Below are 21702 nucleotides of genomic sequence, written 5' to 3'. Positions count from 1 at the left end.
GGTGCGACCGGCGATGAGAGCCTCACCGCCGGAGCTGAGTTCTCAGCGTCGGCGCAGAGAGACTGGGCGTCTTACCGCCGGTGACAGCCTCAGCGTCGGCGGCGCGAGGTGCCGAAGATGCCGCGGGCGATCTCACGGGCCGCGGTGCGCGTGAACTGCTTGAAAGCGGAGGAGTTGACGACCTGCGAGAAGAGGTTGTCCTCCTTCGGTGCCTCCTTCGACCGCGTTGGCGCCGGGTCCTCGGGGAACGGGACCTTCCCGGCCCCTCCCGAACCAGTCCCTGCCGGACCTGAGCCCGCGGAATCGCCGGCCTTCACCTCGGCGTCCTTCTCCGCTGCCCCTGCCTCGAGGCGGGCCGTGAGGATCTCCCGGGCGGACTCGTTGTCGATCGCGGTGCCGTACTTCTTCTGCTGCGGGGAGGCCGCGACGGCCGCGCGGACCTCGTCCTCGCTCATCGGGCCGATCTTCGACTCCGGTGCGCGCATCCGCGTCGGGGCCACGGGGGTGGGTGCGCCGTCGGGGTCCATGACGGTGACGATCGCCTCGCCGATGCCGAGCGAGGTGAGCAGCTCCTCGAGGTCGTAGCCGGACTTCGGGAACGTCTGCACCGTTGCCTTGAGTGCCTTCGCATCATTGGGGGTGTGCGCCCGCAGCTGGTGCTGGATGCGGGAGCCGAGCTGGGCGAGCACATCCTCGGGGACGTCCTTGGGCGTCTGCGTGACGAAGAAGACGCCGACGCCCTTGGACCGGATGAGGCGGACGGTCTGGGTGACGGATTCGAGGAACGCCTTCGATGCGTCGGCGAAGAGCAGGTGCGCTTCGTCGAAGAAGAAGACGAGGGCGGGCTTGTCCGCATCGCCGACCTCGGGCAGATCCTGGAAGAGATCGGCGAGCAGCCACATGAGGAAGGTCGAGAACAGGGCGGGGGACTGGCTGAGCTTCTGCAGTTCGAGGACGGAGACGATGCCGGCGCCGGAGTCGTCGACGCGGAGGAGATCAGCGGTGTCGAACTCGGGTTCGCCGAAGAAGACGTCGCCGCCCTGGGCGGAGAGTTCGGCGATCTTGCGCAGGATGACGCCGACGGTGGCCTTCGAGGCCCCGCCGATGCCCTCGAGTTCGGCCTTGCCCTCAGCGGAGGTGAGGTAGGTGAGCACGGCCTGGAGGTCGGAGAGGTCGAGGAGGGCGAGACCGGCCTTGTCGGCGTAGTGGAAGACGAGGGAGAGCACGGACTCCTGCGTGTCGTTGAGCTCGAGGACCTTCGAGAGCAGGATCGGACCGAACGAGGTCACGGTCGCCCGGATCGGCGTGCCGAGACCCGAATCGCCGAGCGTGTAGAACTCCGTCGGGTTCGCCTTCGGGTCCCACTGCTGGCCTGCGGCCTCGAGGCGCTTCGTCAGCTTCTCCGAGGCGACGCCGGGGGCGCCGATGCCGGAGAGGTCGCCCTTGATGTCGGAGGCGAAGACCGGGACGCCGGCCCGGGAGAGCTGTTCGGCCAGGACCTGGAGGGTCACGGTCTTGCCGGTGCCGGTGGCACCGGCGACGAGGCCGTGCCGGTTGAGCATCGAGAGTGGAATCGAGATGGGAACGTCGGGAACCGGTGTCTCCCCGTCGAGCGCCACCCCCAGTTCGAGGGTGGCGCCGTCGAAGGTGTAGCCGGTCTTGAGCGTGTCGATCGCCTCAGTCGTCATGGCCCAATCTTCGCACGAACTCCGCGTGGAGTCTCGTGTCCGGACCCAACTCCGGATGGAAGCTCCCACCCCACACATTCCCCTGCCGCACGAGGACGGCGGCCCCGTCGTGACGGGCGAGCACCTCGGCGCTTCCGGTCTCGACGATCTGCGGGGCACGGATGAACGTGCCGTCGAAATCCGGGGTCATCCCGGTGATCTCCAGGGGAGCGACGAAGGACTCCCGCTGCCGGCCGTAGGCATTGCGGGCGACGGTGACGTCGAGTCCGCCGGGACGGTCGAAACCGGTGAGCGTGTCGTCCGTGAGCCGGTCGGCGAGCAGGATGAGTCCGGCGCAGGTGCCGAAGGCGGGCAGGCCGTCACGGATCCTCTCGCCGAGGTGGACGAAGAGTCCCGTGGGGGCGGCCAGACGGACCATCGCGCTCGACTCCCCACCGGGGAGGATGATCCCGTCGAGGCCTTCGAGGTGCTCGGGCCGGGTGACCTTGCGGGCCTCGACCCCCAGGGAGTTGAGCACCGTGAGGTGCTCGCGGAACGCTCCCTGGAGGGCGAGGACGCCGAGGGTCACCATCCGCGCTCGGCGAGGCGGTGCGGTGCGGGGACGTCGGCGACGTTGATGCCGACCATGGCCTCGCCGAGACCTCGGGAGGCGGCGGCGACGGCGGCGGGATCGTCGTAGTGCGTCGTCGCCTCGACGATCGCGCGGGCGCGGGCCGCAGGGTTGCCGGACTTGAAGATGCCGGAGCCGACGAAGACGCCGTCGGCGCCGAGCTGCATCATCATGGCCGCGTCGGCCGGGGTCGCGATGCCGCCGGCGACGAAGGTGACGACGGGCAGACGGCCGAGGCCGGCGACCTGCTTGACCAGCGGGTACGGGGCGGCGATCTCCTTGGCGGCGACGTAGAGCTCGTCCTCGCTCTTCGCACCCAGCGCCCGGATCTCGGAGTTGATGGTGCGCAGGTGGCGCATCGCCTCGGAGACGTCGCCGGTGCCGGCCTCGCCCTTCGAACGGATCATCGAGGCGCCTTCGGTGATGCGGCGCAGGGCCTCGCCGAGGTTGGTCGCACCGCAGACGAAGGGCACCTTGAAGACGGACTTGTCGATGTGGTTGACGTAGTCGGCGGGGGAGAGGACCTCGGACTCGTCGATGTAGTCGACCCCGAGGGTCTCGAGGATCTGCGCCTCGACGAAGTGGCCGATGCGGGCCTTGGCCATGACGGGGATCGACACGGCGCTGATGATCGACTCGATGAGGTCGGGATCGGACATCCGGGCGACGCCGCCCTGGGCGCGGATGTCGGCGGGAACCCGTTCGAGGGCCATGACCGCCGAGGCGCCCGCGGCCTCGGCGATGCGCGCCTGCTCCTCGTTGACGACGTCCATGATGACGCCGCCCTTGAGCATCTGGGCGAGTCCGGTGTTGAGCAGGGTCTGGGTTTCGGTCATTGCTGTGCCTTCGTTCTGATGTGCGTGGTCCCATTCAGGCTAGATGCGCAAGTGGCCTATGCGCAGGGCCAGAGTAGAGGTGACATTTTGGGCCAGTTGTGCAGGGCGGCGATAGAATCGCGGTATGACAGCTCACGGTTCCAGGGCATCCGGCTCTGCGGCGCAGCACCAAGTGCAGAAGGCACAGGTCGGGTCGGGGAAGGATGCGTCGGCACGATCAGGGGCGCGGGCAGCGGCGCGATCAGCGGCGGGTGTGTCGACGCCGTCAGGGCCACGGGCAGCGGCGCTGACCCGGTCGAGCCGGGAGACGCTCAACGTCGACATCGATGAGACCTCGGCGATTCCGCTGCCCGATCAGCTCGTCACCGGCATCCGCGAGCTCGTCGCCCAGGGAGAGCTGCGCCCGGGCGAAGCGGTGCCCTCGAGCCGGAAGCTCGCGAGCCACCTCGGCGTCTCGCGGGGCACTGTGGAGACGGCGTACGCTCAGCTCGCCGTCGAGGGCTACCTGCTCACCCGCGAGCGGGCTGCCACCATCGTCGATCCGGATCTGCCGACGGCCCTGCTGCGCCGATCCGATGCGCCGGCACCGCCGCCGACTCCCCGCAGGCCGCCTCGGCGACTCATCGACCTGCGTCCCGGCCACGGCGGGGACGATCCGCTGCGCGATCCTGCGTTCCGCAAGGCGTGGCGGGACGCGCTCGACGTCGAGCCGGGGACGACCGACCCGCTCGGGCAGCCCGGCGCCCGCTGGGCCGTTGCCGACCACCTCCGCCTGCTGCGCGGCATGCGCGTCGATCCCGACGCCATCATCCTCACGAGCGGTTCGCGTGATGGTCTGCGTCTGCTCTTCGCCGCGGGCCTCGACGGGCCGATCGGGGTCGAGAATCCCGGCTTTCCCGGCCTCCGGCTGGCCATGGCCGATCGTCAGCTCGTTCCCTTCGACGTCTCGACAGGCTTCGACATCGACCGGCTGCGGGACCTCGAGGGTCGGGTGTCTGCGGTCGTCGTCACCCCCAACCACCAGTTCCCCCATGGGACGACGATGCCGGTGAGCATGCGCATGCAGCTGCTCGACTGGGCGGCGCACGCCGGAGTCACGGTCATCGAGGACGACTACGACAGCGAGGCCAGGTTCCAGCGCACGGCAGTGCCGACGCTCTACGATCTGGCGGGATCGATGGATCTCGACGTCGATCTCGTCCACATCGGGACGTTCTCCACACTGCTCACGACCGCGGTGTCGACGGGCTACGTCGTGGCCCGAGGACGGTCGGGTGAGGCCATGGCCGGGGTGCGGAGGTCATGGGGTCCGGCGGTCGCGCCTGTGCTGCAGAGCGCGGTGGCCGGGTACCTCGAATCCGGTGGGCTGCGGCGGCGGATCGCTCGCGGACGACGGCGACTGCGTGCCGCGGAAGCGGTCGTCGCCGAGGTGGGTGCGATTCCCGGGCTGGTCCATGAGGGCAGGACGCTCGTCATCGAGACCGACGAGGCCGAACTGCTCCAGCGTGAACTCCTCGACCGTGACATCCGGGTCGCGTCGCTGGCAGACGGGTGGAGCGGTGACAGCGCGGTGCGCCACGGCATCGTCGTCGCTCACTCGAACGTCGAGGCCTCAGTGCTGCGTTCGGTGCTCGGGGTCATCCAGTCGCTGAGCACGGGGCCAGCCGGTGGTTGAGCGCGGGGCCAGCCGGTCGTTGAGCGCAGGGCCAGCCAGTCGTGAGTACGGGGCAAGCACGTCGTGAGCCAGCGTTATTGCGGCAACCGTCCGGCGCCGAGTCGATCGCCCGCGATGAAGCTCACCGTCTGCGGGCGCCCAGGCCCCGTAGAATTGCACCATGATCAAGCCCGTGTATGTCGTCGACGGAATCGTCAAACTTCTCCTCGCGGGCGCAATGCTCGTGTTCATCCCCGGACTCACTGACTTCTTCCTCGTCCCGACGTGGACCGTCATCACGGCGGCAGTCCTGCTCTTCCTCAGCTCGGCCACGGAGATCTCGTACGGTGTGAGCAAAGGCGCGAGGACGTATCTCAAGCACATCGTCATCGCCGACGCGGTCTTCATCGTAGGTCTCATCCTCGGCATCGTCCTGGCGGCTGCGGCGAATCCGGCCGGCGGATTCATCCTCTTCGGACTCGTCGCCCTCGGTTCGCTCGGCATCGCCATCGTCTTCACCACCGGAGCGAACGGCCCCGACTTCGGCAAAGACGACTGAGCGCCGGCCACGCTCGCTCAAGCCGGCCGCCACTTTTCGAACGTTCCTCGCGCCGAAAAGTAGCGGCTGGCTTGAACGAGCAGCGGCTGAGGCTGGGCGCGTCGAAAAGTGGCGGCTGGCTTGAGCGAGCCGACCTGCCGGGGGAGTGTCAGCGGTTGAAGGCGATCGCGGCGCGGTACCCGGCGGGAACGCCCTCGACGAGGTCGTGGATGTCGACATCAGGGTGCGGCGATTCGGGCACCTCACCAGCGCCGATGTAGTCCATGCCGGGATCCCGGGCGAGACCGGTGCTCAGTGCCTTGAGGAACGCCTCCTTGCGCGCCCACACACGCACGAACGCCTCGGGCAGGGTCAAATGCGCAGCCGGTGGCTGCTGAGCGACGAGGAACTCCGCCTCGGATCGCTCCGCACTGGACTGCTTCGCAGTGGGCCGCTGCGCACGGGGCAACTCCGCGTCTGGGAGCACCGCCTCGGCGAGCGATTCGAGCTCCTCGCGCTCCCGCGGGTGGAGGAGCGTGAGCGCCTCGGAGGCGACCGCGGCGTCGGGAACGGCTTCGAGGTCGACACCGACAGGATCATCGGAGACGGCGATGAGGACGAGCCGCTGAGCTCGCGTGACGGAGAACTCGATGTCCTCGACGCGGGGCTTGCCCGCGGAATCGAGTCGGATCTCGATCGACGACGGATCGGCGTCGAGCACAGCGCCGAGCACGTACCGCAGGACGACACGACCCGCCGCCCAGGTCAGGGCCGCCTCGCCGCCGAACTCCTTGGCATAGTTCCGCTCCTGCTCGGTGAGCACGGTGCTGATCGTGTCATCGCTGCGCGCCCATGCGGCGGCACCGTCGGTGTCGGCGAGGACGAGAGTCGCGGGAAGGTCTGTGGGCAGAACGGTGAAGTCGGGATGCACGCTCAGCGCGCTGCCTTCTCGATCTTCTTGAGCTTGCGCCCGAGGACGAAGATTCGCACCGAGCCGATGATCCCGGCGACGAGGATGCCGCCGATCGCGGCGAAGAGCATCGCCACGCCGAGCGGCAGCTGGAATTGCCAGCCGAAGTACTGGAACTGCGCGGGGACGTTGTTCTGCAGGATGAAGATGAGGAGGAGGACGACAATGATCGCGCCGAGGATGAGCGAGAACCACATGCCCGCTGACATGCCGCCGTTCTGCTTCTCGACCCGCGAGGTCCCTGTCGGTGCCGGTCCGGCAGGCGACTGTCCGGCAGGCGACTGCTGGACAGGCGTCCGTGATTCCTGCGTCGGAGCCTGGCCGTCCTGCTCGGCTTGGGAGGGCGCTTGGGACTGGCCGAGCAGCGCATCGGTCTCGGCGAGCAGCTCTTCGGGCGTCTGGGACCGTCCACGGGGGTCTGGAGAACTCATGGGCCCATCATAGATGCTGATGGGCCGATGAGTCAGCGGCGCGGAACCGGGCCCACGCCTCAGCCGAGTGGCGAGTCAGCGCAGCGCAGTTACCGTGGCGTCTGGCCGCTGGTGTGAAACGACGGGCAGCGATGCGACCGAGCCCCTGGTCGGTGATCCGACCAGGGGCTCAGACGGAGACGCCCAGCATCGCTCAGACGGAGACGCCCAGCATCGCCCAGGCGCTGACGCTCAGGATCGTTCAGACGCTGACGCTCAGCCTCAGACCTTCTCGCTCAGGGTCGCGATGATCCGGTTGAGCGTCTCGGACGGGCGCATGACCGCTGCGGTCTTCGCCTCATCCGGGTTGTAGTATCCGCCGAGGTCGACCGGCGATCCCTGCACGGCGAGGAGTTCGCCGGCGATGGTCTCCGCGTTCGCCTCGAGCTCCTCGGCGACCGGGGCGATCGCGGCGGCGAGCTCGGCGTCCTCGGTCTGCTGGGCCAGCTCCTGCGCCCAGTAGAGGGCGAGGTAGAAGTGGCTGCCGCGGTTGTCGATCTCGCCGACTTTGCGCGAGGGCGACTTGTTCTCCTCGAGGAAGCGGCCCGTCGCGGCGTCGAGCGTGTCGGCGAGCACACCGGCGCGGGCGTTGCCGTGGACGTTGAACTCGTGGCGGAACGACTCGGCGAGAGCCAGGAACTCACCGAGGGAGTCCCAGCGCAGGTGGTTCTCCTCGACGAGCTGCTGGACGTGCTTGGGCGCCGAACCGCCCGCACCGGTCTCGAACAGGCCGCCGCCGGCGATGAGCGGGACGACGGAGAGCATCTTCGCCGAGGTGCCGAGCTCGAGGATCGGGAAGAGGTCCGTGTTGTAGTCGCGCAGCACGTTGCCGGTCACCGAAATCGTGTCGAGTCCCTGCCGGATCCGGTCGATCGAGAACTGGGTCGCATCGACCGGGCTCATGATCCGGATGTCGAGGCCTTCGGTGTCGTGGTCGGCCAGGTACTCCTCGACCTTCGCCTTGAGGTTGCGGTCGTGCGCCCGGGAGTCGTCGAGCCAGAACACGGCGGGCGTGTTCGACAGGCGCGCCCGGGTGACGGCGAGCTTGACCCAGTCGCGGACCGGGATGTCCTTCGTCTGGCATGCGCGCCAGATGTCGCCGGGGGCCACCTCGGTGCTCATGAGCACCTCGCCTGCGGAGTTGCGGACCTCGACGACACCGGCGGCTTCGATCTCGAAGGTCTTGTCATGGCTGCCGTATTCCTCGGCCTTCTGCGCCATGAGACCGACGTTGGGAACGGTGCCCATGGTCGTGGGATCGTAGGCCCCGTTGACGCGGCAGTCGTCGATGACGGTCTGGTAGATCCCGGCATACGAGGAGTCGGGGATGACGGCCAGCGTGTCCTGCGTCTGATCGTCCTTGTCCCACATCTTCCCGCCGACGCGGATCATCGCGGGCATCGAGGCATCGACGATGACGTCGGAGGGCACGTGGAGGTTGGTGATGCCCTTGGCGGAGTTGACCATGGCCAGTGCCGGTCCCTCGGCGAAGCCCTTCTCGATGCCGGCACGCACACCGGCCGCCACCTCGGCGGGCAGGGCATCGAGGCCGTCGAGGATCGCTGCGAGGCCGTTGTCCGGGGTCAGTCCCGCCTCGGCGAGCGCGTCACCGTACTCGGCGAAGACCTCGGGGAAGAACGCCTCGATGACGTGGCCGAAGAGGATGGGGTCGGAGACCTTCATCATCGTCGCCTTGAGGTGGACGGAGAAGAGCACACCCTCGTCCTTGGCCCGCTGGATCTGCGCCCGGAGGAACTCGTCGAGAGCGGCGACATTCATCTTCGTCGCATCGACGACCTCGCCGGCGAGCACGGGCAGGGACTCCTTGAGGACGACCTCGTCGCCGGAGTCGGTGACGAGCACGATGCTCAGGGTGTCATCGGCGCCCATGACGACGGACTGCTCGTTCGCGCGGAAGTCATCGGCATCCATCGTCGCGACGTTCGTCTTCGACTCCGGCGACCATGCGCCCATCGAATGCGGGTGCTTCTTCGCGTAGTTCTTAACGGCCTCGGGGGCGCGGCGGTCGGAGTTGCCCTCGCGCAGGACCGGGTTGACGGCCGATCCCTTGACCTTGTCGTAGCGGGCCTTGACGTCCTTGTCCTCGTCCGTCTCCGGCTCCTCCGGGTAGTCGGGGAGGTCGAAGCCCTGGGACTGCAGTTCGGCGATCGTGGCCTTGAGCTGCGGGACGGAGGCGGAGATGTTGGGGAGCTTGATGATGTTGGCCTCGGGGGTCTTGGCGAGCTCCCCGAGTTCGGTCAGTGCGTCGGCGACCTGCTGGTCGGCCGGGAGACGATCGGCGAACTGTGCGAGCACACGGGCTGCCAGGGAGATGTCCCTGGTCTCGACATCGACGCCCGCCGAGGTGGCGAAGGCTTCGATGATCGGCTTGAGCGAGTAGGTCGCCAGCAGGGGCGCTTCATCGGTGCGTGTGTAGATGATTTTGGCCATGGTGATGGACTGCTCCGAATCGTCGTGGGGTTTGACCTCACCATCCTACCGTTTGGTCGCGTTGGACTCGCTCGCGTTCCATCCGCCCGCCGAGGTGGGACGCGGGTCCGGGTAGAGTGTCGTGGCGGGATCGACAGATGGGGGACCACGTGGCCAAGCTCTACTTCCGGTACGGAGCGATGAATTCCGGCAAGTCGACGGCCCTGCTGCAGGCGGCCTTCAACTACGAGGAGCGCGGGCAGCGGGTGCTGCTGGCCAAACCCGACATCGACACGAAGGGGGCCGACGAGATCGTCTCCCGCCTCGGCGTCACCCGGACCGTCGACTTCCTCATCCCCGCAGGCGCCGATGTCGAGCTCATCTACCGTGAGCATGCCGACTACGTCGACCACGACGCCCTCATCGAATCGATCGACACCCCCAAGGCCCCGGTCGCATGCCTGCTCATCGACGAGGCCCAGTTCCTCGAACCCGCCCAGATCGACTCGCTCATGCGCATCGCCACCGAGGCGGGGGTGCCGGTGATGTGCTACGGCATCCGCACGGACTTCCGCACCCGTGCCTTCCCCGGTTCGGCGCGTCTGCTCGAGATCGCCCACACCCTCGAGGAGCTCAAGACGATCTGCCGGTGCGGACGCAAGGCGATGTTCAACGGCCGCCTCGTCGACGGGCGGTTCATCTTCGACGGCGACCAGGTGGCCATCGACGGCAATGCCGTGACGTACGAATCGCTGTGTCCGCGCTGTTATCTCCGATACTCCGACGGTAGGCTGTCGGGGTAGAGACCCTCCGCACCAGCCCGATCCTGTTGACCTGCGACGACTGCCGATCCTGACCTGAGAATGAGGAGCCCTCATGCGCATCGCCCTGCACGCCTTCAATGACAATCCCGGTTCGCCCGCCCTCGTCTTCGGCGGCGCCCTGGGCACTCGGATCCCGCTGTGGGCGGCCGTGGCCTCCCGCCTCGTCGACGACCACCAGATCTACCTCGCCGACCTGCCCGGGCACACGTATCCCGTCCCGGAATCGGAGCTGGCGACCGACTTCACGATCTCCGACCTCGCATCCGGCCTCGTCGAATCGCTCGAGGACCGCGGGGTCGAGTCCTTCACCTACTGCGGTGCATCGATCTCCGGCGGCATCGGACTCACCCTGGCCCTCGAACATCCGCACAAGCTCACCGGGCTCGTGGCGTGTTCGACGGCGGCGAAGTTCGGCACCGACGTCTCCTGGGCCGAGCGGATCACCGAGGTGGAGAACGACGGCACCCAGTCACTGCTGCCCGACACCGCCGACCGCTGGTTCGCCGCCGGCTTCCTCGAAGAGGACATCGCCACCGGACCCCTCGTCCTCACCGACCTCGCCACCGTCGACGATGCGGCCTACATCGCGTGCTGTCGGGCGCTCGCGCTCTACGACCTCGAGGGCAGGCTGGGCGGCATCACGACGCCGACGCTCTTCATGGCCGGCACCCAGGATCCCGGCTGCACCCCGGAGGCGATGGGTCAGCTGCGCGACGCCGTCGAGGGCTCCGAGCTCGCCGTCATCCCCGATTCGGCTCACCTGCCCATGGCCGAGCACCCCGAGTTCGTCGCCGACCGCATCCACTCCTTCATCGCCGGGCTCTGACGGGACCACTGAGAGGACGACCGCGCAGATCGTCTCCGAACCGCAATAGGCGCCTCCGCCGCTGTGTCCGCTCTCGCCGATAGGATGGCAGGGACACCTGTAGTCGACGGCTCGACGAGGAGCGCATCGTGAACGAGAACGTCAACCTGTCAACGGAGATCGCGGAGAAGTCACCGGGGGAGCGAGCGCCGGGCTTCCCGCTCAAGACCGTGCGGATCCGCTGGACGGGATTCTTCCTCGGCCTCATCTTCGCCACCCTCGTCTACGCGATCATGCCCGACGGGGTCTCCCACAACGCGAAGCTCACCGCCGCCGTCGCCGTGCTCATGGCCGCGTGGTGGATGACCGAGGCGCTGCCGATCCCCGCGACCTCGCTCGTCCCGCTCGTCGCCTTCCCCGTCTTCGGCGCGGAGATCGAAATGGCCGACGTCGGGGCCTCGTACGGCAACCCGATCATCTTCCTCTTCCTCGGCGGGTTCCTCATCGCCCTGTCGATGCAGAGATGGAACCTCCACCGGCGCATCGCACTCTTCACCCTCAGCCTCATGGGCAACAAGCCCGGCCCCATGATCGCGGGCTTCATGATCGCCACGGGCTTCATGTCGATGTGGGTCTCGAACACGGCGACGGCTGTGATGATGCTGCCCATCGGCATCTCCGTGCTCATGATCGTCGCCAAGGTCGTCGGCTCGGCGATCGCCACGGGGGAGAAGGCCGAAGGCGACGGCCCAGCCGAGGCCGGCACAGCCAAGGGCGGCGCAGCCGCGGGAGGCCCAGCCGAGAACACCACAGCCGACGAGGTCGGCCTCGGCCACGTCGTGAAGTCGAACTTCGGTACGGCGCTCATGCTCGGCATCGCCTACGCCGCCTCGATCGGGTCGCTCGGCACGATCATCGGCACCCCGCCCAACACCTTCCTCGTCGCCTACCTCAAGGACAACCACGACATCTCGATCGGCTTCGGCCAGTGGATGCTCGTCGGCGTGCCCCTGGCCGTCGTCATGATGGCCGTCGCGTGGTTCCTCCTCGTCAAGGTCCTCTTCAAACCCGAGATCGACGAGATCCCCGGCGGCCGTGAGCTCATCCGCGAGGAGCTCGCGAAGCTCGGCCCCATGTCGACCGGCGAGAAGCTCGTCCTCGGCATGTTCGTCCTCGCCGCCGTCAGCTGGATCGCGATCCCGCTCATCTTCGAGGACCCGCCGATCAGCGACGAGGGCATCGCCATGGTCATCGGCCTCCTTCTCTTCCTCATCCCCGGCGGGGCCAACCGCGGTGTGCGCCTGCTCGACTGGGAGACCGCGGAGAAGCTGCCGTGGGGTGTCCTCCTCCTCTTCGGCGGTGGGCTCGCGCTGTCCGCGCAGTTCTCGTCCTCGGGGCTGACCGAGTGGATCGGCGAGGTCTCCGTGGGCTTGGGCGCGCTGCCGCTCATCCTCATCGTCGCCGTCTTCGCCGCGATCATCCTCTTCCTCACGGAACTGACCTCGAACACGGCGACCGCGGCGACGTTCATCCCCGTCGTCGGCGGGGTGGCACTCGGCCTCCAGCTCGATCCGCTCATCCTCACGATCCCCGTGGCCCTGGCCGCCACCTGCGCGTTCATGCTCCCGGTGGCCACTCCGCCCAACGCCGTCGCCTACGGCTCCGGATACGTGACGATCGGGCAGATGGTCAAGGGAGGGATCTGGCTCAACCTCATCGGCATCGTCCTCATCACCGCCACCGTGTACCTGCTCGCCGTCCCAGTGTTCAACATCATGCTGTGAGAGCGGACTCACTCAGGCAGACTTGTGCCATGGCTGAACTCTTCTCCCCGATGACGCTGCGCGGACTGACCATCGACAACCGGATCTGGCTGGCCCCGATGTGTCAGTACTCGTGCGAAGCGGAGGACGGCATGCCCGGGACGTGGCATCTCGTCCACCTCGGCGCCCGTGCGACCGGCGGCTTCGGTCTCATCCTCACCGAGGCGGCCGCCGTCGTTTCCGAGGGCCGCATCTCACCGCAGGACGCGGGGATCTGGAGCGACGAGCACGCCCAGGCGTGGGCGCCGATCGTCGACTTCGTCCACTCGCAGGGCGCGGTCATCGGCATGCAGCTCGCCCATGCCGGTCGGAAGGCGAGCACGTACCGTCCCTTCGAGGGCAATCCGCGCGGCACCGTTCCCGCGTCCGAGGGCGGCTGGCAGCCGTTCGGGGCCAGCCCGATCGCCTACCCCGGCTACACCGAGCCGACGGAGATGACGGAGGAGGACATCGCCGAGGTGGTCGCCGCCTTCGCGACGGCGGCCGAGCGGGCGATCGGGGTCGGCTTCGACCTCGTCGAACTCCATGCCGCCCACGGCTACCTCCTCCATTCCTTCCTCTCCCCGCTGTCGAACCAGCGCACCGACGGCTACGGCGGTGACCTTGCCGGCCGTTCCCGGCTGCTCATCGAGACGTATGAGGCCGTGCGGGCCGCCGTCGGTGAGGATGTGCCCGTGTTCGTCAGGCTCTCGGCGAGCGAATGGGTGGAGAACGGCTTCGACATCGCCGAGGCGGTCGAGGTCTCCCGTGAACTTCAGTCCCGCGGCGTCGACGTCATCGACGTGTCCTCGGGCGGGAACGTTCCGGTCAGAGTGCCCGTCGGTCCCGGCTACCAGGTGCCGCTGTCTGCGGCGATCAAGGATGCGGGAGTGAGAACGGCGACAGTCGGACTCATCACCGAACCCGGTCAGGCCGAGACGATCCTGACCACCGGCCAGGCCGATGCGATCCTCCTGGCCCGAGTCGCGCTGCGCGAACCCGGTTGGCCGCAGCGGGCCGCCCATGAACTCGGCGTCGAGCCGGGACCGTATCCACCGCAGTACACAAGGGGCAGATGGTGAACACGATCGAGACAGAGCACGTCGTCATCCGTTGGATCTCCGTGTCCGAGATGGAGAACAACGTCTACCTCATCACGGCGAAGGAGACCGGCGCACAGGTCCTCATCGACGCCGCCGATGACATCGCGGCGATCGAGAACCTCATCGCCGCGGGCGCTGAGGACACGAGCGCCCCGCCGATCCTCGAGGCGATCATCACGACCCACCGGCACTGGGATCACATCCGCGCACTGCCGGCCGCAGCGGAGAAGCACCCGGATGCGATGACGATCGCCGGTGCCGCCGATGCCGCCGCGATCACCGAGGCCGAAGGTGTGGACATCGCCCATTCCGTCGACCACCTCGACGTGGGGGACTTCGGCGGGTTCGTCCTCCAGGCGATCGGGCTGCGCGGTCACACGCCGGGTTCGATCGCACTGCTGCTCCGGGACGGGGGAGAGACGATCCTCTTCTCCGGTGATTCGCTCTTCCCCGGGGGACCCGGAAAGACATGGTCTCCGGAGGACTTCACGTCTCTCATGGACGACCTTGAGGAGCGCGTCTTCGAGCAGCTGCCCGATGACACGCAGGTGCTGCCCGGTCATGGTGCGCCGACGACGCTCGGCGCGGAGCGGGGTCAGCTGGGGGAGTGGCGCGAACGCGGGTGGTGAGGTCCGCTACCAGGTCGGCAGCGCCATGAAGCCGATGGCCGCCCACACGATCGCCGCTGCGAGGAGGACGATGATGCCGGTGTTCCACGACTCGGTGATCGTCCGCTCGCCGCGCGGGTTGGCGAGCTCGGCGTCGCCGAGTCCGGCGTGGTGGTCGAGCACGGTGTCGACGGCCGGGCTCGGCTGATCGACGAGGCGGCGCATTCCCGCGGCGTCCTTCTCCATCTTCTTGCCCCGGCCGGCCAAGGGCCATGACGAGAAATTCTTCGCATCCGTGCGCACGGCCAGGCCGAAATGCGTGTCGAATCCGTCGACGAGGTTCCACGGCACCGTGATCGTCTTGAGCGGGTTGACGAGGACGATCTCCTGCCGCCGCAGTTCGACGCGCGGGAAGCGGTAGAGCACCCAGACGCCCGCGAGGAGAGCGAGCGGGAGACCTGCCACGGCGAGACCGCGCAGGGTGAAGTCGCCGACGACGATCGACCCCACTCCGAGCAGGGCGATGACCCCGATGATGACGAAGAGGACGGTCGAACCCGTCGTTCTCACGATTCGGGTCTCACCGGGGCTCATCTCACTGTCTGCCATCCGAACATCCTATCCACTGAGACCGTCCATCGGATGAATGTGGCGTGGGTCTCGAAACGGTAACGATTCGAGATTTGGCTCAGAATGTGGACTCAGTCACAGTCGGGTGTGAATTAACTTTGAGGCAATCCATGCAGAAGCATGAACGAGGTCACATTCCCGAAGGCGGGTCGAGTGACCGCATCGAGTCCCGAATCCGGGACACGAGCACGTGGGCGCAAGCCCAGAGAACAACAAGGAGAGAACGTGAACAAGCGCTTCCTCGCAGCCGGCGCCTCAGTTGCCGCAGCAGCAATGGTGCTTTCTGCCTGCACCCCTCCCGGCGGTGGCAGTGATGACCAGGCCTCGAACAACTCGATCCTCAACGTCGGATGGAACGAGTCCTTCCGGTCGATGAACACGATGACTGCCAACGGCAATGCCGTGTCGAACGCCATTCTCACCTACATGATGAATGACAACTTCAAGTACTACGACGACAAGCTGGAGCTGCAGGACGGCTCGCTCGGCAAGGTCGAGAAGGTCTCCGACGACCCGCTCAAGGTCAAGTACACGTTCAACGACACGGCGAAGTGGTCGGACGGCACCCCGGTCGACGCAGCGGACCTCGCCCTGACGTGGGCCGGCACCTCGGCGAACTTCAACACCGTCGAATCGAACAACAACGATGACGGGTCGGTCAAGGAGAACGACGACAAGACCGTCTACTTCGACTCCGCATCGATCGGCCCGGGTCTGATCAAGAACTTCCCGGAGATCTCCGAGGACGGCAAGGAGATCACCTTCGAGTACTCGAAGCCGTTCGCCGACTGGGAGCTCACCTTCGGCGTCGGTGCCGACGGCGTCGGTGTGCCCTCGCACATCGTGGCGAAGAAGGCGCTCGGCATCGACGATCCCGCTGAAGGCAAGAAGGCGATCCTCGATGCGATCAAGAACAAGGACACCGCTGCGCTGTCGAAGATCTCGAACACCTGGAACACCGGCTTCGACTTCACCTCGATGCCCGAGGACCAGGACCTCCTCGTCCACAACGGTCCGTACAAGATCACCGACTTCAAGGAAGGTCAGTACATCACGGCTTCCCTCGACGAGAACTACTCGGGCCCCGTCAAGCCGAAGGTCAACACCGTCACGGTCCGCTACAACGGCGACCCGATGGCCATGGTCCAGGCAGTCGAGAACGGCGAGGTCGACATGACGCAGCCGCAGGCGACCGCTGACGTCCTCGATGCCGCGAAGGCCATCGACGGCGTCACCGTCGACTCGGCCGACGGTGCGACCTACGAGCACGTCGACTTCACCTTCAACAACAACGGTCCGTTCGACCCGAAGAGCTACGGCGGCGATGAGGAGAAGGCGAAGAAGGTCCGCCAGGCCTTCCTCAAGATCGCTCCCCGTGCCGACATCGTCGACAAGATCATCAAGCCGCTCAACCCCGAAGCGGTCGTCCGCGACTCCTTCACCCAGGTGCCCGGCTCGCCGATGTACGAAGGCATCGTCAACGGCAACGGTCTCAAGGCCGACTACTCCGAGGTCAACGTCGACGAAGCGAAGAAGCTCCTCGAAGAGGTCGGCGGGGACATCAAGCCCGTTCGCATCATGTACGACAACACGAACTCGCGCCGTCAGCAGGAGTTCCAGCTCATCAAGGAATCGGCTGAGAAGGCCGGCTTCAAGATCGAGGACGTCGGCGACGTCAACTGGGGCACCCGCCTCGGCGATGGAACGTATGACCTCTCGCTCTTCGGCTGGCAGTCCGAGGACACGGGCATCACGTCGAGCGACGCGAACTACCGGACGGGTTCGCAGAACAACTACGGCGGCTACTCGAGCAAGAAGGTCGACGACATCCTCGACAAGATGCTCACGGCCAACGAGTCCAACGCCGAGCAGCTCTCGATCGACCTCGAGAAGCAGCTCGTCGACGATGCCTTCGGTGCGCCGATCTTCCAGTTCCCCGAACTGACGATCTACAACGACAAGGTGAAGAACGTGAAGTCGACGTCCGTGTCGCCGACGATGTTCTGGAACTACTGGGAGTGGGAGAAGGCCAACTGATCCGCATCTGATGCGATCGGTACCACTCCATCCCAGCTGCTGTGGGGATCACATCAGTGATCCCCACAGTGGCGTTTCCGCTCAGACTGAATCGGATACACCATGATCAAATTCATCCTCAGGCGTCTCCTGTCGACAGTGATCGTCCTCCTCGTCGTCACCTTCGTCCTCTACCTCCTGCTCAACGTCGCCCTCGACTTCTTCTGGGACCTCCGCGCAAGCACGTCGCCCAACATCGACGCTCTCTACGAATCGCGCATCCGCCTCCTCGATCTCGAGACCCCGGCCGTGGTCCGCTACTTCAAGTGGCTTGCCGGTGCGAGCGGCTGCCTCATCGGGCAGTGCGACCTCGGCATCGCGTGGAAGAGCGGTCAGGAAGTCACCTACCTGCTCCAGGGCGCGATCATCAACACGATCAAGCTCATCACGGCCTCGACGATCGTCGCCATCATCCTCGGCATCGCCGTCGGCATGATCTCGGCCATCCGCCAGTACTCGGGCTTCGACTACTTCATCACCTTCGTCTCGTTCCTCCTCTACTCGCTGCCCGTCTTCTGGGTCGCGGTGCTGCTCAAGCAGTACGGAGCCATCGAGATCAACAACTTCATCAACGATCCGACGCTGACGAGCTGGTGGCCGATCATCATCGCCTGCCTCGCCATGGGCCTGTTCTGGATGGGCGCCCTGGGCGGAGGGAAGAAGAGACGGATCATCACCTTCGTCACGGCGACCCTGGTCACCTTCGGCACGATCTACTACATCCTCGCCAGCGGCTGGCTCCAGCAGCCGACCATCGGCGTCGTCGGCGTCATCATCATCGGTGCCGGCGCGGCCGTCGTCATGACCTTCCTCTCGACGGGCCTGAAGAACAAGCGGGTGCTCTACGCGACGCTGACCTGCGCCGTCATCGGCGCCCTGCTCTACATGCCGCTCCAGTACCTCTTCTACTACCAGGAGATGAACTGGCTGTGGATGTTCGGCCTCCTCGTCGTCGCCCTCGCGGTCGCAATCGGCGTCGGGCTTGCCTTCCGCGGCCCGGACCCCTGGGACACGGTGCGCACGACGTGCTTCACGACGCTCATCATCGCGGTGACGATCTTCGCCGATCGGGTGCTGCAGGGCTGGCGCGAGTACTCCTCGCACCCGGCGATCAACAACCGGCCGATCGCGACGATCGGCGCCTCGGCGCCGAACATCAACGGCGATTTCTGGATCACGAACCTCGACACGTTCACGCACCTGCTGCTGCCGTCGATCGCCCTCATCCTCATCTCCTTCGCTTCGTACACGCGCTACACGCGCGGTTCGATGCTCGAGGTCATGGGGCAGGACTACATCCGCACCGCGCGTGCCAAGGGGCTCAATGAGCGCACAGTGATCATGCGCCACGCACTGCGCAATGCGCTGCTGCCGCTGGCCTCGATCATTCCGGTCGACGTCATCACGATGATCGGCGGTGCCGTGATCACGGAGACGATCTTCGGCTGGAACGGGATGGGCAAGCTCTTCATCGACTCGATGAGACAGTCCGAGCTCGACCCGATCATGGCCTACATCCTCATCACTGGCATCCTCGCCATTGTCGCCAACCTGGTCGCGGACTTCCTCTACGCCGTCCTCGACCCGAGAATCCGAGTGAACGCATGAGCATCGAAGACAAAGAACAGAGTCCGATCGCGACCGATTCCGTCGGCGAGAACGCGATCGAGAACAAGGAGACCGAAGGCCTGTCGCAGGGCAAGATCGTCTTCCGCAAATTCATCCGCCACAAGGGCGCGATGATCGGCCTCATCGTCCTGGTGATCGTCACGATCTTCGCCTACACCGCACAGGGGATCGGGCCGATCCCCGGCTGGTGGATCTTCAACCACACGTCCTCCGGGCCGGTGACCAATCCGGGTGGTGCGCCCACCTGGACGCTGTCGAACTTCTTCTCTCCGGGGGACCATCCCTTCGGTCAGGACGAGATCGGCCGGGACAACTTCGCCCGCGTGATGAAGGGCACCCAGATCTCGATCATGGTCATGCTCATCATCGGCCTCGTCGCTCTGATCATCGGCACGATCGTCGGAGCCCTGGCCGGGTACTACCGTGGCTGGGTCGACTCGATCCTCATGCGCATCACCGACGGGTTCATCATCCTCCCCGTCATCGTCGTCGGCGCGATCCTCGGCAAGCTCGTCTCGGGCACCGGGGGAGCGATGCTCGGCCTCGTCCTCGGAGCGATCCTCTGGACCGGCCTGGCCCGACTCGTCCGCGGTGACTTCCTGTCCCTGCGCGAACGCGAATTCGTCGATTCGGCACGCGTCGCAGGTGCGAGCGACTTCAGGATCATGTTCAAGCACATGCTCCCGAACGCGATGGGCGTCATCATCGTCAACACGACGCTGCTCATGAGCCAGGCGATCGTCCTCGAGGCGGCGCTGAGCTTCCTCGGCTTCGGCATCGCCCCGCCCGACATCTCGCTCGGTCAGCTCATCAGCGAATACCAGACCTCGTTCGCGACCCGTCCGTGGCTGTTCTGGTGGCCCGGCTTCTTCATCATCGTCATCGCTCTGTGCGTGAACTTCATCGGCGACGGTCTGCGTGACGCGTTCGACCCGCGGATGAAGACGATCCCGAGCTGGAGGAAGATGAAGAAGGCCGAGCGCATGGCGAAGAAGGGGGACAAGTGATGAGTGAGCAGACAGCGACAGATCAGACCTCGTCCGCGAAGTCGCCGATCCTCGAGGTCAAGGACCTGGGCGTCCACTTCTGGGTGAGCGACGAATGGTGGATGGCCGCCGAAGGGCTGACCTATACGGTCAACGCAGGCGAAGTGCTTGCGATCGTCGGCGAATCCGGTTCCGGAAAGTCCCAGTCGAGCATGTCCCTGCTCGGCCTGCTGCCGAGCAACGGTCGTGCGACGGGCTCGGCGAAGCTCGGAGACAAGGAGCTCATCGGGATGCCGCAGGAGCGGATGCAGCACATCCGCGGCAACGACATCTCCGTGATCTTCCAGGAGCCGATGACCGCGCTCAACCCGGTCTACACCGCGGGCTTCCAGATCACGGAGACCCTGCGCGTCCACCTCGACATCGGACCGACCGAAGCGAAGGAACGGGCGCTCGAGCTCATGCGCCTCGTCGAGATCCCTGACCCGGAGGAGCGGTATCATTCGTTCCCCCACCAGCTCTCGGGTGGCCAGCGTCAGCGCATCATGATCGCGCAGGCGCTCGCGTGCCAGCCGAAGCTGCTCATCGCCGACGAGCCGACCACGGCCCTCGACGTCACGGTGCAGGCGGAGATCCTCAAGCTCATGCGCGAGCTCAAGTCGAAGCTCGACGCCGGCATCATCCTCATCACGCACGACATGGGCGTGGTCGCGGACATGGCCGACCGCATCATCGTCATGCGCGCGGGCAAGGTCGTCGAGTCGGGGACGGCGGATGAGATCTTCTACCATCCGCAGCACCCGTATACGAAGCAGCTCCTCGAAGCGGTGCCCCACCTCGGCGCCGATGTCGAGGGCGAGGCCTTCGGCACGGATCTCGCCGACGTCGAGGAGGTCATCCACGAACTCGAGGAGACCTTCGCCGACGAATCCGCAGGCGATGACCTCGGGGCAGGATCGGTTGCCGACGACGATGCCGAGGCGACCGCGGTCTCCACCGGGGAAGCGGCTCATCCGCACATCGAGATGGACTCGACGGAGACCTACTACCATCCGGGGTCGCAGGCGGACTTCTCGAAGCCCTCGGCCCTCCAGCTGCGCGATGCGGCGATCGAGTACCCCTCGATCGGACGGAAGAAGGCGTTCCGGGCGGCGCACCACATCAACCTCTCGATCGCTCCCGGTGAGGTCGTCGGCCTCGTCGGCGAATCCGGCTCGGGCAAGACGACGATCGGCCGTGCGGCCCTCGGACTCCTGCCCACCGTCGAAGGCGACATGCTCGTCAACGGCAAGAGCATCAAGGGGCTGTCGAACAAGCAGATGCGGCCGCTGCGGAAGGAGGTCGGGATCGTCTTCCAGGACCCCGGCTCCTCGCTCAATCCGCGTCTGCCCGTGGGCGAGTCCATCGGCGAACCCCTCTACCTCCATGAGGGGATGAAGGGGCCAGCGCTGAACAAGAAGGTCGAGGAGCTCCTCCACGCCGTCGAGCTGCCGACCTCGATGCGCAACCGCTACCCGCACGAGCTCTCCGGCGGTCAGCGGCAGCGCATCGGCATCGCCAGGGCGCTGAGCCTGCAGCCCAAGCTGCTCATCGCCGATGAGCCGACCTCGGCCCTCGACGTCTCGGTGCAGGCGAAGGTCCTCGACCTGTTCGAGAGCCTCCAGGCCCTCTACGGGTTCGCGTGCCTGTTCATCAGCCACGACCTCGCGGTCGTCGAACGCATCGCCTCACGCATCGCGGTGATGCGCCACGGCTACCTCGTCGAGATCGGCAAGTCCTCGCAGGTCGTCACCGACCCCGTCCACCCGTACACGCAGCGTCTGCTCTCGGCGGTTCCGGTTCCGGATCCCAAGGAGCAGCGCAAGCGCAGGGAGGCCAGGGACGCCGTGCTCGAGGCGACGATGAACGCCTGAGTCGGCGGAGATCGGACACCGCCTCGGCGGGATTCTCACCGAAGCCCCATCGCCCCTGAACGGGAGGTGGGGCTTCGGTGCGTATAATCGTCTGTTGGGTCCGGTCCGGACCACCCTCCCTACCTCATGA

18 protein-coding genes are annotated in these 21702 nt (G+C 66.4%); 11 read left to right on the top strand and 7 right to left on the bottom strand.

Annotated features, from left to right (window positions below; all coding sequences use genetic code 11):
- Positions 1–89: 89 nt before the first annotated feature.
- From AACX88_RS04725 to pdxS, 3 genes are read right to left on the bottom strand one after another with little or no spacing between them, the layout of a single operon-like run.
- Positions 90–1688 carry a helicase HerA-like domain-containing protein gene (locus AACX88_RS04725; protein ID WP_339391946.1) on the bottom strand — a complete coding sequence of 533 codons (1599 nt, stop codon included), beginning with the start codon at positions 1686–1688 and terminating at the stop codon, positions 90–92.
- The gene (pdxT, locus tag AACX88_RS04720; protein WP_339391945.1) at positions 1678–2259 is read right to left on the bottom strand and encodes a pyridoxal 5'-phosphate synthase glutaminase subunit PdxT; all 582 of its coding nucleotides are present in this window, start codon (positions 2257–2259) and stop codon (positions 1678–1680) included. The genes AACX88_RS04725 and pdxT overlap by 11 nt, the downstream gene beginning before the upstream one ends.
- Positions 2253–3134 carry a pyridoxal 5'-phosphate synthase lyase subunit PdxS gene (gene pdxS, locus AACX88_RS04715; protein WP_339391944.1) on the bottom strand — a complete coding sequence of 294 codons (882 nt, stop codon included), beginning with the start codon at positions 3132–3134 and terminating at the stop codon, positions 2253–2255. Before pdxS ends, pdxT begins: the two co-directional genes overlap by 7 nt.
- Positions 3135–3387: 253 nt before the next feature.
- Here pdxS and pdxR point away from each other — a divergent pair, with 253 nt between their 5' ends.
- Both pdxR and AACX88_RS04705 read left to right on the top strand, forming a co-directional pair.
- Positions 3388–4809 (top strand): MocR-like pyridoxine biosynthesis transcription factor PdxR, encoded by a 1422-nt coding sequence (gene pdxR, locus AACX88_RS04710; RefSeq protein ID WP_339391943.1) that lies wholly within the window; start codon positions 3388–3390, stop codon positions 4807–4809.
- 160 nt (positions 4810–4969) lie between these two features.
- Positions 4970–5347, top strand: coding sequence for a hypothetical protein (locus AACX88_RS04705; protein ID WP_339391942.1), 378 nt, complete (start codon positions 4970–4972; stop codon positions 5345–5347).
- Between the two features lie 148 nt (positions 5348–5495).
- Here the strand turns inward: AACX88_RS04705 and AACX88_RS04700 are convergent, their stop codons facing one another.
- From AACX88_RS04700 to AACX88_RS04690, 3 genes are all read right to left on the bottom strand, one after another.
- Positions 5496–6257: a 4'-phosphopantetheinyl transferase superfamily protein gene (locus AACX88_RS04700; protein ID WP_339391941.1), complete on the bottom strand. Its 762-nt coding sequence runs from the start codon at positions 6255–6257 to the stop codon at positions 5496–5498.
- A gap of 2 nt (positions 6258–6259) precedes the next feature.
- Positions 6260–6727, bottom strand: a complete 468-nt coding sequence (locus tag AACX88_RS04695; protein ID WP_339391940.1) for a LapA family protein — start codon at positions 6725–6727, stop codon at positions 6260–6262.
- Positions 6728–6988: 261 nt separating this feature from the next.
- Positions 6989–9217: an NADP-dependent isocitrate dehydrogenase gene (locus AACX88_RS04690; protein WP_339391939.1), complete on the bottom strand. Its 2229-nt coding sequence runs from the start codon at positions 9215–9217 to the stop codon at positions 6989–6991.
- A 149-nt stretch (positions 9218–9366) separates the two neighbouring features.
- On the opposite strand from AACX88_RS04690, the gene AACX88_RS04685 reads away from it, so the two are divergent.
- The 5 genes from AACX88_RS04685 (at position 9367) to AACX88_RS04665 (ending at position 14359) form a co-directional block, all read left to right on the top strand.
- Complete coding sequence (locus AACX88_RS04685) at positions 9367–9999, top strand: thymidine kinase (RefSeq protein WP_339391982.1); 633 nt, start codon at positions 9367–9369, stop codon at positions 9997–9999.
- A 73-nt stretch (positions 10000–10072) separates the two neighbouring features.
- Positions 10073–10846, top strand: coding sequence for an alpha/beta fold hydrolase (locus tag AACX88_RS04680; protein WP_339391938.1), 774 nt, complete (start codon positions 10073–10075; stop codon positions 10844–10846).
- A 128-nt stretch (positions 10847–10974) separates the two neighbouring features.
- On the top strand, positions 10975–12609 hold the full coding sequence (locus AACX88_RS04675; RefSeq protein WP_339391937.1) for an SLC13 family permease: 1635 nt from the start codon (positions 10975–10977) through the stop codon (positions 12607–12609).
- Between the two features lie 29 nt (positions 12610–12638).
- Positions 12639–13709: an NADH:flavin oxidoreductase/NADH oxidase gene (locus AACX88_RS04670; protein WP_339391936.1), complete on the top strand. Its 1071-nt coding sequence runs from the start codon at positions 12639–12641 to the stop codon at positions 13707–13709.
- Complete coding sequence (locus AACX88_RS04665; protein ID WP_339391935.1) at positions 13703–14359, top strand: MBL fold metallo-hydrolase; 657 nt, start codon at positions 13703–13705, stop codon at positions 14357–14359. Before AACX88_RS04670 ends, AACX88_RS04665 begins: the two co-directional genes overlap by 7 nt.
- A 6-nt stretch (positions 14360–14365) precedes the next feature.
- Here AACX88_RS04665 and AACX88_RS04660 read toward each other — a convergent pair whose 3' ends face one another.
- A complete protein-coding gene (locus AACX88_RS04660) occupies positions 14366–14947 on the bottom strand; it encodes a hypothetical protein (RefSeq protein ID WP_339391934.1) in 582 nt (193 codons plus the stop codon).
- 246 nt (positions 14948–15193) lie between these two features.
- Here AACX88_RS04660 and AACX88_RS04655 point away from each other — a divergent pair, with 246 nt between their 5' ends.
- The 4 genes from AACX88_RS04655 to AACX88_RS04640 all read left to right on the top strand — a co-directional run bounded on the left by AACX88_RS04655 (position 15194) and on the right by AACX88_RS04640 (position 21572).
- Positions 15194–17005: an ABC transporter family substrate-binding protein gene (locus tag AACX88_RS04655; RefSeq protein WP_339391933.1), complete on the top strand. Its 1812-nt coding sequence runs from the start codon at positions 15194–15196 to the stop codon at positions 17003–17005.
- A 102-nt stretch (positions 17006–17107) separates the two neighbouring features.
- Positions 17108–18652: an ABC transporter permease gene (locus AACX88_RS04650; protein ID WP_339391932.1), complete on the top strand. Its 1545-nt coding sequence runs from the start codon at positions 17108–17110 to the stop codon at positions 18650–18652.
- Positions 18649–19680, top strand: coding sequence for an ABC transporter permease (locus AACX88_RS04645; RefSeq protein ID WP_339391931.1), 1032 nt, complete (start codon positions 18649–18651; stop codon positions 19678–19680). Before AACX88_RS04650 ends, AACX88_RS04645 begins: the two co-directional genes overlap by 4 nt.
- Positions 19680–21572, top strand: a complete 1893-nt coding sequence (locus AACX88_RS04640; protein ID WP_339391930.1) for an ABC transporter ATP-binding protein — start codon at positions 19680–19682, stop codon at positions 21570–21572. Before AACX88_RS04645 ends, AACX88_RS04640 begins: the two co-directional genes overlap by 1 nt.
- Positions 21573–21702: the final 130 nt, after the last annotated feature.

This window comes from Brevibacterium metallidurans (assembly GCF_037101285.1).
GTDB classification, from domain to species: domain Bacteria; phylum Actinomycetota; class Actinomycetes; order Actinomycetales; family Brevibacteriaceae; genus Brevibacterium; species Brevibacterium metallidurans.
The sequence above is the reverse complement of the archived record's forward strand: the minus strand, read 5'-3'. Positions and strand labels throughout refer to the sequence as shown.

Excerpts from the sequence above, each read along its gene's own strand:
- AACX88_RS04660 (WP_339391934.1), bottom strand. The coding sequence starts at position 14,947 with ATGGCAGACAGTGAGATGAGCCCCGGTGAGACCCGAATCGTGAGAACG.
- AACX88_RS04670 (WP_339391936.1), top strand. The coding sequence starts at position 12,639 with ATGGCTGAACTCTTCTCCCCGATGACGCTGCGCGGACTGACCATCGAC.
- pdxT (WP_339391945.1), bottom strand. The coding sequence starts at position 2,259 with ATGGTGACCCTCGGCGTCCTCGCCCTCCAGGGAGCGTTCCGCGAGCAC.
- AACX88_RS04645 (WP_339391931.1), top strand. The coding sequence starts at position 18,649 with ATGAGCATCGAAGACAAAGAACAGAGTCCGATCGCGACCGATTCCGTC.
- AACX88_RS04650 (WP_339391932.1), top strand. The coding sequence starts at position 17,108 with ATGATCAAATTCATCCTCAGGCGTCTCCTGTCGACAGTGATCGTCCTC.
- AACX88_RS04665 (WP_339391935.1), top strand. The coding sequence starts at position 13,703 with ATGGTGAACACGATCGAGACAGAGCACGTCGTCATCCGTTGGATCTCC.
- AACX88_RS04640 (WP_339391930.1), top strand. The coding sequence starts at position 19,680 with ATGAGTGAGCAGACAGCGACAGATCAGACCTCGTCCGCGAAGTCGCCG.
- AACX88_RS04705 (WP_339391942.1), top strand. The coding sequence starts at position 4,970 with ATGATCAAGCCCGTGTATGTCGTCGACGGAATCGTCAAACTTCTCCTC.
- AACX88_RS04695 (WP_339391940.1), bottom strand. The coding sequence starts at position 6,727 with ATGAGTTCTCCAGACCCCCGTGGACGGTCCCAGACGCCCGAAGAGCTG.
- AACX88_RS04725 (WP_339391946.1), bottom strand. The coding sequence starts at position 1,688 with ATGACGACTGAGGCGATCGACACGCTCAAGACCGGCTACACCTTCGAC.
- AACX88_RS04680 (WP_339391938.1), top strand. The coding sequence starts at position 10,073 with ATGCGCATCGCCCTGCACGCCTTCAATGACAATCCCGGTTCGCCCGCC.
- AACX88_RS04690 (WP_339391939.1), bottom strand. The coding sequence starts at position 9,217 with ATGGCCAAAATCATCTACACACGCACCGATGAAGCGCCCCTGCTGGCG.
- pdxS (WP_339391944.1), bottom strand. The coding sequence starts at position 3,134 with ATGACCGAAACCCAGACCCTGCTCAACACCGGACTCGCCCAGATGCTC.